General features: G+C 34.9%; 9 protein-coding genes. All 9 read left to right on the plus strand.

Annotated elements, in window-relative coordinates:
* The first annotated feature begins 80 nt into the window (after positions 1-80).
* The 9 genes from IPM14_04660 to IPM14_04700 all read left to right on the plus strand — a co-directional run bounded on the left by IPM14_04660 (position 81) and on the right by IPM14_04700 (position 14,436).
* A complete protein-coding gene (locus tag IPM14_04660) occupies positions 81-3,428 on the plus strand; it encodes an efflux RND transporter permease subunit (GenBank protein ID MBK9097413.1) in 3,348 nt (1,115 codons plus the stop codon).
* 4 nt (positions 3,429-3,432) lie between these two features.
* The gene (locus IPM14_04665; GenBank protein ID MBK9097414.1) at positions 3,433-4,782 is read left to right on the plus strand and encodes a TolC family protein; all 1,350 of its coding nucleotides are present in this window, start codon (positions 3,433-3,435) and stop codon (positions 4,780-4,782) included.
* A gap of 4 nt (positions 4,783-4,786) precedes the next feature.
* On the plus strand, positions 4,787-6,055 hold the full coding sequence (locus tag IPM14_04670; GenBank protein ID MBK9097415.1) for an efflux RND transporter periplasmic adaptor subunit: 1,269 nt from the start codon (positions 4,787-4,789) through the stop codon (positions 6,053-6,055).
* Positions 6,056-6,072: 17 nt separating this feature from the next.
* Positions 6,073-6,414 carry a hypothetical protein gene (locus IPM14_04675; GenBank protein ID MBK9097416.1) on the plus strand — a complete coding sequence of 114 codons (342 nt, stop codon included), beginning with the start codon at positions 6,073-6,075 and terminating at the stop codon, positions 6,412-6,414.
* A 168-nt stretch (positions 6,415-6,582) separates the two neighbouring features.
* Positions 6,583-8,685 (plus strand): copper-translocating P-type ATPase, encoded by a 2,103-nt coding sequence (locus IPM14_04680; protein MBK9097417.1) that lies wholly within the window; start codon positions 6,583-6,585, stop codon positions 8,683-8,685.
* A 1,273-nt stretch (positions 8,686-9,958) separates the two neighbouring features.
* Positions 9,959-10,846, plus strand: a complete 888-nt coding sequence (locus IPM14_04685) for an alpha/beta fold hydrolase (protein MBK9097418.1) — start codon at positions 9,959-9,961, stop codon at positions 10,844-10,846.
* A 103-nt stretch (positions 10,847-10,949) separates the two neighbouring features.
* Positions 10,950-12,680, plus strand: coding sequence for a hypothetical protein (locus tag IPM14_04690; GenBank protein ID MBK9097419.1), 1,731 nt, complete (start codon positions 10,950-10,952; stop codon positions 12,678-12,680).
* Between the two features lie 88 nt (positions 12,681-12,768).
* Positions 12,769-13,425: a response regulator transcription factor gene (locus tag IPM14_04695; GenBank protein ID MBK9097420.1), complete on the plus strand. Its 657-nt coding sequence runs from the start codon at positions 12,769-12,771 to the stop codon at positions 13,423-13,425.
* Between the two features lie 168 nt (positions 13,426-13,593).
* Positions 13,594-14,436 (plus strand): T9SS type A sorting domain-containing protein, encoded by an 843-nt coding sequence (locus tag IPM14_04700; protein ID MBK9097421.1) that lies wholly within the window; start codon positions 13,594-13,596, stop codon positions 14,434-14,436.
* Positions 14,437-14,457: the final 21 nt, after the last annotated feature.

Here is a 14,457-nt window from a genome sequence, read left to right on the forward strand (position 1 = left end):
TTCTGTTACTTAACTAAATACGATTCGTATTAAAGTTACTTGTCTTCAGAAAGACAATAAACAATTTCAAAGGAAATAAGATGATTGAAAAAATAATTGATTGGTCAGCGAATAACAGATTCATAGTAATTCTGCTATACATTATTATAATCGGTTATGGAATTTACAGCGTTATAAATCTACCTGTGGATGCAATACCGGATCTTTCCGAAAATCAGGTGATAATTTTCACTGAATGGATGGGTAGATCACCCCAGATCATTGAGGACCAGGTAACATTCCCGATTGTCTCGGGATTACAAGGCTTACCAGCTGTAAAAGCAGTGAGAGCAAATTCAATGTTCGGGATGTCTTTTGTCTTTGTGATATTTCAAGATAATGTGGATCTGTACTTTGCTCGGTCAAGAGTTCTTGAAAGGATGAATACAATCCAGGCACAACTTCCTGCAGGAGTCGTTCCATCTTTAGGACCGGATGGAACTGGTGTTGGACACGTCTTTTGGTACACTGTGGAAGGAAAAGATTATGATCTTGGAACACTCAGATCGATACAGGATTGGTATATCAGATACAAGTTGTCTTCTGTCGAAGGTGTAGCCGAGGTTGCAAGTATCGGTGGATATGTAAAGCAGTATCAGGTAGATGTTAATCCTACCGATTTAAGAGCGTACAACCTGACAGTATCGGATGTTGTTGGTGCAGTGCAGCGGAGTAACAACGAAGTTGGTGGTAAAATATTAGAAGTTAGCGATGCCGAATATTTTGTTCGCGGACAGGGTTATATAAAATCGAAGGAAGATATTGAGAACACGGTTGTAAAATCATTTACAAATGGAATTCCTGTACTGCTTAAAAATGTTGCAAAGGTTCAGATTGGTGGAGATATAAGACGAGGTGCCTTAGAAAAAGATGGACTTGGACAAGTTGTTGGTGGAATAATAGTGATGCGATCCGGTGAAAATGCTCAGACTGTGATTGAAAGAGTTAAAGAAAAAATTAAGGAAATATCTTCCGGTCTTCCTTCCGGTGTTAGTATTGTACCATCATACGATAGAAGTACTCTTATCAAAGAAGCAATCGGAACTTTAGACAGGGCATTAATAGAAGCAGCAATTGTTGTGGGAATAATGGTTGCCATATTTCTCATGCATTTCAGAAGTGTTGTAAGAATCCTGATTGAAATACCTATCGCAGTACTTATCTCCTTCATATTGATGTATACTTTCGATATAACATCAAATATTATGAGTCTTGGAGGAATAATATTAGCAATAGGTGTTATTGTTGATTCATCCATTGTTTTGGTTGAAAATGCGTATCGCAATATTGCCAGGGCGATTGAAGAAAAAGGATCTCTCACAAAAGAAGAATACATAAAAATTTCAATCGACTCTGCGAAACAGGTGGGACGTGCAATATTTTTTTCTGAACTGATCATTTTAGTTTCATTCATTCCTGTTTTTCTATTAACCGGACAGGAAGAGAAAATGTTCACACCATTAGCCTTTACAAAATCGTTTACAATGATTGGTGCTGCTGTCATAGTTATTACATTAATTCCGGTATTAATGACTATGCTGATGCGGGGAAAATTCAGACCTGAAAATAAAAATCCTGTTACAAAACTCTTCGTGCAAATCTATGAACCATTGATTCATTGGGTTTTAAAGCATCGCAAAATAACTATTGCTATAAATATCATAGCATTGTTAATTACTGTTCCGATGGTTTTGAATACCGGAAGTGAATTTATGCCGCCGCTTGACGAAGGCTCAATACTTTACATGCCCGCAACACTTCCTGGCGCTTCAATAACTGAAGTTAACAGAATATTGCAAGAACAGGATAAAATAATTAAAACTGTTCCCGAGGTTCATCACGTACTGGGAAAAACCGGAAGGGCAGAAACTGCGACAGATAATGCACCATTAAGTATGATCGAAACCATAATTGTATTGAAACCAAAGGATGAGTGGCGACCAAGGATAACAAAACAGGATATTGTCGCTGAACTCGAACACAAGCTTCAGATTCCCGGAGTAACAAACGGGTGGACACAACCGATCATCAACAGAATAAATATGCTGTCAACCGGTGTTAGAACTGATATCGGATTTAAGATTTTCGGTGAAAACTTAGATACATTAGAAGCATACGCAATAAAAGCAGAAGGACTATTAAAAAAAGTTGATGGGGCTGCTGATGTAGTTGCTGAACGTGTACAAAACGGATACTATCTCGATATACAAATTAAAAGAGAGATTGCGGCAAGATATGGTGTCAACATCAGCGATTTACAGAATATAATCGAAACAGCTATCGGCGGACAAAATTTAGGTGTAGTCATTGAAGGAAGAATGCGTTTCCCGATTCGAATGCGTTATCAAAGAGATTACCGTGATGATGTCGAGGAAATCAAAAATTTGATTATTCCAGTGTCATTATCTCAACAGATGAATGTTCAATCTGCAATGAATAATAATTCATCTATAGGAATTAGTAATAACAGTGGTGGAATGTCCTCTATGGGAAATTCAAACAATGCAGGTGTTACTATTCAACCCACTAGTGGACAAAGCGGTTTTTCATTACTTACCACTGAACAAAATGCAATTACATATCTCCCCATTTCCGAATTAGCAGATGTGAAAGTACTTACAGGTCCACCAATGATAAGCAGTGAAAACGGGATGCTGAGATCAATAGTATTTATGAATACAAGGGGTAGAGATATGGGAAGTGTAATGGTCGATGCTAAAAAAGTTATTGAAGAAAATCTTAAACTTCCAGCTGGTTACAGTTATACCTGGAGCGGACAATATGAAAGTAAAGTTCGTGCACAGCAGACTATCCAAATAATTATGCCTGTTGTGTTTCTAATAATTTTTGTTCTGCTCTTTCTTACACTTAAAGATTATATGGAAGCCGGTGTAGTGATGTTGTCAGTACCATTTGCATTAATTGGAGGAATGTATATGATCTACATTCTCGGATACAATTTTTCTGTCGCTGTATGGGTTGGTTTCATTGCATTATATGGTGTTGCCGTTGAAACCGGAGTTGTGATGGTCGTCTATCTGCACGAAGCTCTTGATAAAAGGATCCGGGACCATAAAAACGGTAAAAGAGATGCAATTACAAAAAAAGATATTTATGAAGCGACAGTTGAAGGTTCTGTAATGCGACTAAGACCCAAGCTGATGACAGTAGGAACTTCTATGGTTGGATTAATTCCAGTTATGTGGGCAACCGGGACTGGTTCAGATGTTATGAAACCGCTGACTGCTCCACTGATTGGCGGGCTCTTAACTTCTGCGGTACACGTACTAGTCGTAACTCCGATTCTTTTTGCAATAATGAAAGAACACGCATTAAAAAAAGGAAAATTAGAATTATCCAAAATGTCCGATTGGATGAAGGAGGGCTAATTAGATGAACAATTATAAATTAAAAATGAAAAACAATCTTATAAATATTTTATCAGCAATTCTGCTTTTAGTCATAAGTTGGCAAGTAAAAGCTCAGTCAGTTGATTCATTAGTGAATGAGGCATTACAGAATAATCCACAGCTTAAATCGATAGAGCAAAGAATTTATGCCGGGGAGTACAGAGCAGGATCGGTTGATAATTTTCCACCGCCGACACTTGGAATTGAATTTACCCAAGTCCCAATTGACGAAATAAATATTTGGGACGATGCAATTTCAAATTCGTTGTCAATCTCTCAAATGTTTCCCCTCGGCGGTAAGTTAAGTGCAATGAACAATGTTGAACTTCAGAATGTCGAGGTGACAAAAAAAGATTATGACTCGTACAAAACAAATCTCACAGCACAGGTGAAAATGTCTTATTACTATATCTGGCAGCTGGATAGGAAAATTGAAATTCAACTTGAGAATATTGATCTGCTGAATAATCTTTCATATTCGCTTGAAATTAGTTATCAGGTAAACAGGATTAACCAGGCTGATGTATTAACAATAAAAAGTGAAGTAGCATCAAATAATGCTCAGCTTATTATACTGAAGAAACAGCGAGAAGCAGAAATTTATAAATTGAACAAACTTCTCGGCAGAAAACTTGATTCAAAAGAATTAACTATTGATGAAGATGTAAATGACGATACGTTGAGCTATTCACAGGCACAGCTTGAGGAGATACTTTCCAATAAAAATCCTTCTCTTCTAAAAATGAATAGCATGATAGAAATGAACAAAGCGATGGTTAATGCCAATAACAGCGAACTAGTTCCGGACTTGATGGTTGAAGGAATGGTGATGAGAATGCCGCAAGGAATGATTCTGACATCAAAAACAGATTTATCGATGCTTGCACACGAGCCGCAGGAAACGGAGTATATGTATTCGTTGATGGCCTCTATTACTCTGCCGTTTGTTCCATGGTCATCAGGCAAATATAATAACAAAGAAGAAGAACTGTTGTCTGAGATTAAAGGTATAGAGTATGAGAAAAATAATATGCAAAGGGAAATGACGGCACAGCTTAAAGAAACTTTGGTGAAATACAATACTGCTAAAGAACTGATGAATCTATACGATCAGGAAGTAATTCCACTATACGCTAATTCAGCTGAATCCCAGACAACAGCTTATCAAAACGGAAAAACCAGTATTACAACGGTAATTGATTCATATAGAATGTTACTGATGCAAAAGATGAATTATTATATGTCAAAAGCGGATGTGCAGATGTCGCTTGCAGAAATAGAAATGATGGTGGGTGCAAATCTTAAAAATTTATTGTTAACAGAAGGAAATTAATAAAATGAAAAATCTAAAATATTTTTTAATACCATTTATACTAATTCTTTTATTTGCTTTTGCCTGCTCGGATTCAAATGATTCAAGTGCTAAAAAAGAGTACTGGACCTGTCCAATGCATCCGGAAGTTCAAAAAGATGGACCGGGTGCGTGTCCAATCTGCAATATGGATTTAATAAAAAAAGTTACAGACGGAAAGACAGATGACACAGCGGAATCAAATATGAAAGGTATGCTGACTTTAACTTCCGACAGACAGGTACTTGCAAATGTTTCAACTGTAAAGATTAAGAATGAAAAGCTGCTCAAAGAATTATCTGCTTACAGCTATCTTGATTTTGCTGAGCAAAGCCGTAAAACGATCCCTGCAAAATTTAACGGCAGAATCGAAAAATTATTTATTGATAAAACCGGAGACTATGTAAAAAAGGGAGAGGCATTGTTTGAGATTTATAGTCCCGATCTTGTGCAGGCACAGAATGAATACCTGATAGCTTTGGGTAATTCTAAGAATGAAAATATTACTTTGGCTGAAGCATCAAAGAAAAAACTGGAGCTGTTTGGTTTAACGCCAAGCCAGATTGAGGCACTGAAAAATTCCGGTGAAATTAATCTTACTTTAACATACTATTCGCCGGTTAGCGGAACGGTCATCGAAAAGAAAGTGCAGGAAGGAATGTATGTTAATGAAGGTACTGCAATATATGAAGTAGCTGAACTTTCAACACTCTGGAACATTGCAGAAGTAAATGAAACTGATCTTTCAACAATTAAGATAGGAAGTAAAGTAAAACTAAAATTAAAAGCATATCCGGGAGAAGAATTTTCAGGCAGAGTAACATTCATTTATCCCGTAATTAATCCGCAGACAAGAACTGTAAAAGTAAGAAGTGAGTTGAGCAGTCAAAAGAGTAAACTCAAACCTCAAATGTATGGCGAAACTGTTTTTTCTTATGATGCCGGAATCGGCTTACTGGTTCCCGCTGATGCTGTTATTTTTTCGGGAAACCGGAATGTTGTCTGGATTAAAACTTCCGACGGAATGTTTGAAGCTCGTAATGTACAACTAGGATTAAAGTTTGGAGATAAATACCAAGTTCATTCCGGATTAAATGAGGGTGATGAAGTTGCAGCAAGCGGCGGATTTTTAATCGACTCTGAAAGTCAATTAAAAAGTGGAATGCCAACAGGACACCAACACGATAATACTATCCCTAATCAGATGAATGACAATGAAAACAATTCAATTTCAAAAGAACACAATAATCACTAAAAGAAAGGAAACAGGTTATGAAAAAAGGTATAAATATTTATCTGCAAATAGCATTTGTTGTTTGTATGATATTAGTAACTCTCAGTATTGCTGGTTGTGGCGATGACCACAAAGGACATGATCATAGCAATATGAATAAGGTGGAAACCAAAATTGACTCATCAATTATCCGCACCGGTGAGATTGATTTAATAAGTTTAGATGAGAATAAAGATGCAAAAGTCTTTCAGGATCCGATGGACTGGAATGTTATCTCCGATCAAGCCGGAATTTGTCCTTTATGTAAAATGGAATTAAAGGAGGTAACATTGAAAGAAGCAAAAGAAAATCTACTAAAACACGATTACATACTGAAGTAATATCTTTCTGCAATGATATGTCTGTGAAGTAGTTTGACATATCATTGCATTATTTATAACTCCCAAAATTCTGTAAATCAATTTCATTTAAATGTAACGAATAGCCATTACGATGTTGTTATGTTTTGACCAGTAAATAATTTAATGAAATACTTTGGAGGTAAATAAATGAAAAACGAACATCAAAACCATATCCATCAGGAACATCATAAGGTGGTAGAAGCTCATGATCATCACAAAATGAATCATTCGCATAAAAAAATGCATCATTCAAAGAATGGTCATCAGGGACACGATCATTCCCAGCATCACGGTCGTATGATTGAAGATTTTCGTAAGCGTTTCTGGATTTCAGTAATCATAACAATCCCAATAATCGTCATCTCGCCAATGATCCATCACCTGTTAGGGATTGGTGATAAATTAAGTTTTGATGGTAATATGATTGTTCTTTTCGTTCTATCATCAATTGTTTATTTCTATGGCGGCTGGCCATTTCTCAAGGGACTTTTAGATGAGTTGAGAAGTAAACAACCTGGAATGATGACGTTAATCGCACTTGCAATTTCGGTTGCGTATTTCTACAGCAGCTCAGTAGTATTTGGTGTGAGTGGAGAAGATTTTTTCTGGGAACTTGCAACACTGATCGATATAATGTTATTAGGTCACTGGATTGAGATGAAGTCAGTTATGGGTGCATCAAAAGCACTCGAAGAACTTGCAAAGCTGATGCCAGATGAAGCACATAAAATTAATAATGATGGAAATGTTGTTGAAGTTAAAGTTTCTTCTTTACAGCATAAAGATAGATTATTGATAAAACCTGGTGAAAAAATACCCGCTGACGGAAAAATTTATGAAGGTAAAACTTCTATTAATGAGGCGATGATTACAGGTGAATCGAAACCGGTTTCCAAAGTTGAAGGTGATGAAGTAATAGGCGGATCGATTAATGGAGAGGGATCGATTAAAATAGAAGTTGAAAAAACGGGAGATGAAACATTTCTCTCGCAAGTAATTAAACTTGTTACTGAAGCACAGGAAAGTAAATCGAGAACACAGAACCTTGCAAATAAAGCTGCGTTTTGGCTGACGATTGTTGCAATATTAGCCGGTGCAATTACAATGTTCGTATGGTTATTGCTTGAGGGTTCATCTTTTAATTTTGCATTGTCACGCACTGTAACTGTAATGGTAATCACCTGTCCACACGCACTTGGTCTGGCAATTCCACTTGTTGTAGCTGTTTCAACATCACTTTCTGCAAAGAGCGGTTTGCTGATCAGGAACAGAACCGCATTTGAACAGGCAAGAAATATACAGGCGGTAATTTTTGATAAAACCGGAACTTTGACCAAAGGTGAATTTGGAGTGACAGAAATAATTTCATTTGACAGCAATTTTAATGAAAAAGAAATCCTCAAATATGCAGCAGCCGTTGAATCTGAATCAGAGCATCCCATTGCGAAAGGAATTATCAATTCAGCGGATGAAAAATTAAGAGTACAAGAATTTAATTCTATCCCGGGCAAAGGGGCTGAAGGAATAGTAAATGGAAAGGATGTGAAAGTGGTCAGTCCCGGTTACCTTGAAGAGAAAAACCTTCGAGGTTACAAAACGGAAAACGATGGACAAAGTTCGAAGGTTGAAGAGCTTTCTGAACAGGGTAAAACAGTTGTTTATGTTTTAATTGATGATAAAGTTGTCGGGGCGATCGCACTTGCTGACATTATTCGTGAAGAATCAAAAGAAGCAATAAGGCAATTGAAAGAAATGGGAATAAAACCGATGATGCTTACGGGAGACAACAAGCAAGTTGCAAAATGGGTTGCTGATGAATTAGGACTAGAAGATTATTTTGCCGAAGTGCTGCCTGAAAAAAAATCGGCAAAGGTAAAAGAAGTGCAAAGCAAAGGAATGAGCGTAGCAATGATAGGTGATGGGGTGAACGATGCACCAGCACTTGCACAAGCTGATGTTGGAATTGCTATCGGTGCAGGAACTGATGTTGCCGTCGAAACAGCAGATATTATTTTGGTTAAGAGCAATCCGAAAGATGTGGTGTCACTTATAAAATTTGCAAAAGCAACTTACAGAAAGATGGTTCAAAATTTAGTCTGGGCAACAGGATATAATATACTTACAATACCACTTGCCGCGGGAGTATTATATTCTGCAGGAATTGTTCTCAGTCCAGCAATCGGTGCCGTTTTGATGTCACTTAGTACAATAATAGTTGCAATAAATGCAAAACTATTAAGGCTTGGTTGACGAGTTTGTTTGTGGTGATCATCTTTGAAATATAAATACCTCCGTTATATTATTAAGGTCAGGCTAAACACCTGGCCTTTTTTAATATTTAGATCGAACCAATTTACCATATCACAATACCTGTTAAAATTCTCATATGTACCAATCAGAATAATTCTAACTTCTTTCCCGAAGAAAAAATATGTGTCTTTTGCTAAGTTATTGTGACTTTAGCATTAGTCACACATAATTCTCTATCCGTATACCTAAACCTTTTAGTTATGCCCGCTTCTTTTCTGGCATAAAAATATCAATTAGCTTGCAAATAATTTCAGTAGTATAGTCGTTGATCGGGTTGAGTGTCGACATTAATCTTTCCAACTATGAAGACTTTGGATTGCTAATCGCTGGTGTCAATTGTAAGTCTTATCAGATATTTAATATTAGCTGCTACTAGTAAAAGGTCTCCAAAAAGTCTCCACTTCATATTCAGACAAAGGTATCTGAGTGCATCAATGGGAATAATAAGTTCCAAAACAGGCTAAAATCGTCATTCTTGAATTTAATAGAATAGTTGCGGAGAGTCTTGTGTTCTCAGCATTCGGGGAAAATCATTTGTTTCTAGCTAAAAATTACAACTATTTTTTTGCGGAGAGTCAGGGACTACTTGCGATGTCGAAAATCCTTTTAATTTAGCCCGAAATCAAAACATTTTAAGGTGAGGGTTCCACTTTGGTACCGCTATATATTAATTTATGTATAATTAGACTTAAGTAATATTGAAAAGATTTAAGAAAGAAAGTCGATTCCTGACAAGTGACCTGCTGATTAAGAGGCATCTACCCATCGCTTTAACCTATTATAATTAAGGCACTTAAAAAACGCTGAAGTAGTTTTTGAAGTAGTTGGTGATAGTAATTAAACAAAAAACTAAAAGTTCTGATAAAAGTCTCATACAGTCTGCAGATACTTACTCTATTTATTAAATATATAAAGGTGGTTATTATGTATGGCACTTTGTAACGATGAAGAATGGTAATCAAGGTATTTATTATTTTCAACTCACTCTTTATTACCAAATTCTGATCTTAATCAACACAGAAATTCGCTTTCATATGTTACAAAATAATTTACTCATATGCGCCTATTGACTAATATTCTTATTTCGATTAAGTTCAAGCGAGGCTTAAAAAACTTCCCGCAAATTGATCGCCATATACAGACTTACCTCCAGCTTTGGCTGATCAATTCTTTATCACATTTTTTTTATAATTAGTAATAAAATATATACTCTATGTTTGGTAAAATATATTTACTGGTACTGGTATATCTGCAAATTGGTTTTGCTCAATTAAATATCCCGGAGCAAAAGTATTTATTTATTGCCGATTCTGTTAAGCTATTTTATGAAATTATGGGGCAGGGAGATACATTAGTAATAATTCACGGTGGACCAGGTTTGGACCACACTTATTTACTGCCTCAACTTGGTGAATTGGCTGATGAATTTACGTTAATATTTTACGATCAAAGAGGCACAGGAAGATCAGAATGCGTCGTTGACAGTAATTCAATAACGTTAGAGAATTTCGTTGATGATCTCGAGAATCTCCGCAAGGAATTGAAAATAGAAAAAATGAATTTGCTTGGGCATTCATGGGGTAGTCTGCTTGCCACTTGCTACGCTCTAAAATATCCTAATAATGTTGATAGAATTATTCTCACAAGTGTAATAGGTGCGTCATCAGAAACAAAAAGATCTCCAAAAGACAGTTTGGCAATAGTAAATTTCATAATCTCAGCTGGCTCACCTCAAAATAATATTGTAACCTTTCGAAAATTAGTTGGCGATTTTTTTAAAAGTACTTTTTTTAACCCCTCTGAAGCAAATAACCTGACTTTAAATTTTACGAAAAATACCGCACAAAATTTTTTCCCAATTTTTATTTTGTTGGGCAAAGAATTATCTCGATTTGATTTGAGAGAAAACTTGAAAAAAAATAATAGCCAGGTTCTAATCATTCATGGTGATTATGATCCCATCCCTGTTAAATATGCGGAGGGATTAACAACACTTATGAAAAATTCCAAATTAGTTGTTTTAAAAAATTGTGGCCACTTTCCCTTTATAGAAGTAAAAGAGAAATTTATTAGTGAGTGTAAAGTATTCCTGAGAAAGTAAACTACAGTGGTTTTCTTTCACTATACAAATGATTTAAACTGATCAAGTTATGAAGTGGTTTCAAATAATAACTTTCTGTGTTTGTTTTTGCACAATACCCTCTTTGGCACAACGCCAAATTATTCTCACGGATTTTGAAGATAAATTTCCTATCAATCCATATACAGACATATTATTTGATGAAACAAAGAAACTTACATTAGAGGATGTGGCGTATGGAAAAGCAGTTGATAATTTCAGACCAATGGAAAATAATGAAGCAAGTTTAGGGTATAGGAATGAAGCAATATGGTTGAGATTTAATGTAAAGAATAATTCCGAAATAAATAAAAAGTGGTTGCTTAATTTAAATTATGGAGGCATAGATAATGTATGCTTTTATGTACCATCAATGGGAAATATTTATTTTGAGAAAAGGGCAGGTATAGCTTATCCAATTAATGAAAGAGAAGTCGAACATCGTTTAATTGTTTTTCCAATATTCTTGAACAAGTTTGAAACAGAAACTTATTTTATTAGAATTGAATCAGGAAGATCGATCCCTATTAATATTAATATCATTGTTCCTGAAGTCTTTTATAAAAATGAAGGAAACGAATATTTAATTAGAGGTGTCTTTTACGGCGGATTGATCATTCTAGCTCTGTATAATTTATTTCTTTTCTTCTCCATTAGAGATATAAGCTATTTATTATATTTTTTTTATAGTCTAGCTATTTGTTATTACTTGGCCAATACGGATGGTTTTGCTTTTCTGTATCTGTCATTAAATCTAGGCAAATACAATATGCAAAATGGTATCGTGGTGGTTTCAATGATGATAATATTAGGAAGTTTGTTTTCAAGGGAATATTTGCAAGTAAAAAACACATCAATATTAATTGATAAGATATTTATATTCTTTATAATCTTTTCAATGATATATGTCAGCGTAATTTTGATTACAGAAACAACAGATACATCACTAACAACTTATTTGGGTCTATCCTATTTTATTTTTTTGGCAACAGTGTGCATCTATCTTTCTTTCAAAGGGAACGTAAATGCTATTTACTATACGATTGCAGTATCATTTCTTATTATTGGTATAATTTTTCGAGCATTGAGAAATATTGGATTACTCTCCATTTCCTTTCTAACAGATTATGGTGTTCAAATTGGAATGCTTATGGAAATGACTATTCTTTCGTTCGCCCTTGGTAATAGAATAAATGAAATAAAACGAAGTGAAGAAAAAGAGAAAGCCTCAATCAGAAGCAGGATTGCTAGTGACCTTCATGATGAGATAGGAAGTAATCTTAGCAGTATTTCTGTTGCAAGCCAGATGCTTGTCCAAAGTAGAAATCTGCAAGAAAAGGAAAAACAACAGCTCGATGATATAACTGCAACTGCGAAAGAAAGTGTTGAGTCAATTAGAGATATTATATGGTTTATCAATCCTTCGAATGATAATCCGGTAGATATTATTCAAAAAATGAAAGAGACTGCGACTAAAATGTTACCCGATACGAATTATAATTTTATTTGCAAGGATTGTAAAATTTTAGATGGAAGAGACCTGGGATTCAGAAGAAATTTGTTTCTCATTTACAAAGAAATATTAAATAATATTGTTAAGCATTCACAGGCAACAAATGTTTCGATTAATATTTTTGAAAAGTCAGACAAGATTATTCTTGAGATTGAAGATGATGGAATCGGATTCGATATAAATAAAATATCGGATGATGGTCTTGGATTAAAAAATATTATCAGAAGAGCAGAATCACTGGGCGGAAATGCCACAGTTACAAGTTTGAACCCGCACGGTACTACATGGCAAATTGTTGTTTGAATCAAATTCTGGAAAAAAATACCATGAATGTGCTATGGTAAAATTTCAGTTCAAGAATTACATTCATATAGTATAAATAATACTACATATGAAATCTAAAAGTGACAAAGATTATAAATCGGTGTGGGTAATAGAGGACAACCCGCATTTTAGAAGAACATTAGTAGAACTAATTAATCAATCAGAAGATTACAGATGTGCTGGTTTCTATTCTTCTTGTGAAGAAGCATTCAACTTTCTTTCGGAATCGGAACCACCCGAAATAATTCTTTTAGATATTGGACTTCCCGGAATTAGCGGTTTAGATGGAATTAAAATGTTTAAAGAGATAAGTCCCTCTACTCTTATACTAATCCTAACGATTCACGATGATCATAATTCTGTATTTGAAGCAATCAGTTCAGGGGCCTCCGGATATCTTTTAAAGGATTCTTCCCCTGAAAAAGTTATAAATGCTTTTAATGAAGTTTTGTCTGGTGGTGCTTCCATAAATCCTCAGATTGCAAAAAAGGTTATTGAAAGATTTAAGGAAATCTTGCCAGCCACAAGCAATTATCATCTTACGAGTAGAGAAAAAGAAATCCTAAAACATCTGGTTGAAGGACTAAATAAAAAGCAAATAGCTGAGAAATTATTTTTAAGTTTTCACACAGTAAACACCCATATAAAAAACATTTACGAAAAACTGCAGGTTAATACTCGTAGTGCAGTAGTATCTAAAGCCTACAAAGAAAAACTTTTCTAATCTCTCTTCTTTCTTAATAAAAACGTAACACTAAAATACCACGAACGTGCGATTGATGACGCATAATCAAATTGTTAAAATGGTTTTAGTGAATTCGATTTCTTAATGGGTAAGAATTTCACAAAAGAAATATTCCAAACTTAAGATCATTATAATCGGAGGCTGATTATGAAACTCAAAAGCATTTTGTATATCGCATTAATATTATACACATCAACGATGTTTGGTCAAAGTTTTACACTTAACTGGGCCATAGCGGGTAACGGATACAGTGCTGGGGACCTAGACAATGATCAGATTGGGGAAATTATAATTGAACCACATCCTACAATTTCACTAACAATGGATATTTATGATGGTTTAACGCACAACATCAAATGGAGCGTAAATAAAAACAGTGATAAAGAATACCTTTATTCGGATTTTTCTTCATTCAACGATTTTAATGGAAATGGGATATTAGATTTAGTACTAATTACTTTAGGGCAATTTAGTGGCGATGATCAATTAATTCGAATTGTAGATCCTTCAACAAATGAAACACTATTCTCATCTTCCAATCCTAGCACTGCTAGCTTAACCGCATATCACTATCAGAATGGAATTGCCATTGCTAATATCAATGGTGGAACTTCTTTGGAAATGGTTATCAGAAACCGAAATGACTCATTATACATCTATAATACAAATCTTACGGCTACAAATGTTTTTGATAATAAAACTGAATTTCCTATGAATTTCAATCTTGAACAAAATTTTCCTAATCCATTTAATCCATCGACAACAATAAGATATTCCATTAGTTCACCTGATCTTATTACAATCAAGATTTTTGACATTTCGGGTCAACTTGTAAACGAGGTAACTAAAGAACACACGACAGCCGGAGAGTATGATATTGTATGGGATGGTAAAAACAATTTTGGTAAACAAGTTACATCAGGGATGTATTTCTATCAATTAATTTCGCAAGGAGAAATTCAATCTAAAAAAATGATTTTGTTAAAGTAGGTTTCTCAAAAAACATAAAGG

Source organism: bacterium (assembly GCA_016716565.1).
Classification (GTDB): domain Bacteria; phylum Bacteroidota; class Ignavibacteria; order Ignavibacteriales; family Ignavibacteriaceae; genus IGN2.

Coding starts and splice junctions, on each gene's coding strand:
- IPM14_04660 (MBK9097413.1), top strand. CDS start 81: ATGATTGAAAAAATAATTGATTGGTCAGCGAATAACAGATTCATAGTA.
- IPM14_04665 (MBK9097414.1), top strand. CDS start 3,433: ATGAACAATTATAAATTAAAAATGAAAAACAATCTTATAAATATTTTA.
- IPM14_04670 (MBK9097415.1), top strand. CDS start 4,787: ATGAAAAATCTAAAATATTTTTTAATACCATTTATACTAATTCTTTTA.
- IPM14_04675 (MBK9097416.1), top strand. CDS start 6,073: ATGAAAAAAGGTATAAATATTTATCTGCAAATAGCATTTGTTGTTTGT.
- IPM14_04680 (MBK9097417.1), top strand. CDS start 6,583: ATGAAAAACGAACATCAAAACCATATCCATCAGGAACATCATAAGGTG.
- IPM14_04685 (MBK9097418.1), top strand. CDS start 9,959: ATGTTTGGTAAAATATATTTACTGGTACTGGTATATCTGCAAATTGGT.
- IPM14_04695 (MBK9097420.1), top strand. CDS start 12,769: ATGAAATCTAAAAGTGACAAAGATTATAAATCGGTGTGGGTAATAGAG.
- IPM14_04700 (MBK9097421.1), top strand. CDS start 13,594: ATGAAACTCAAAAGCATTTTGTATATCGCATTAATATTATACACATCA.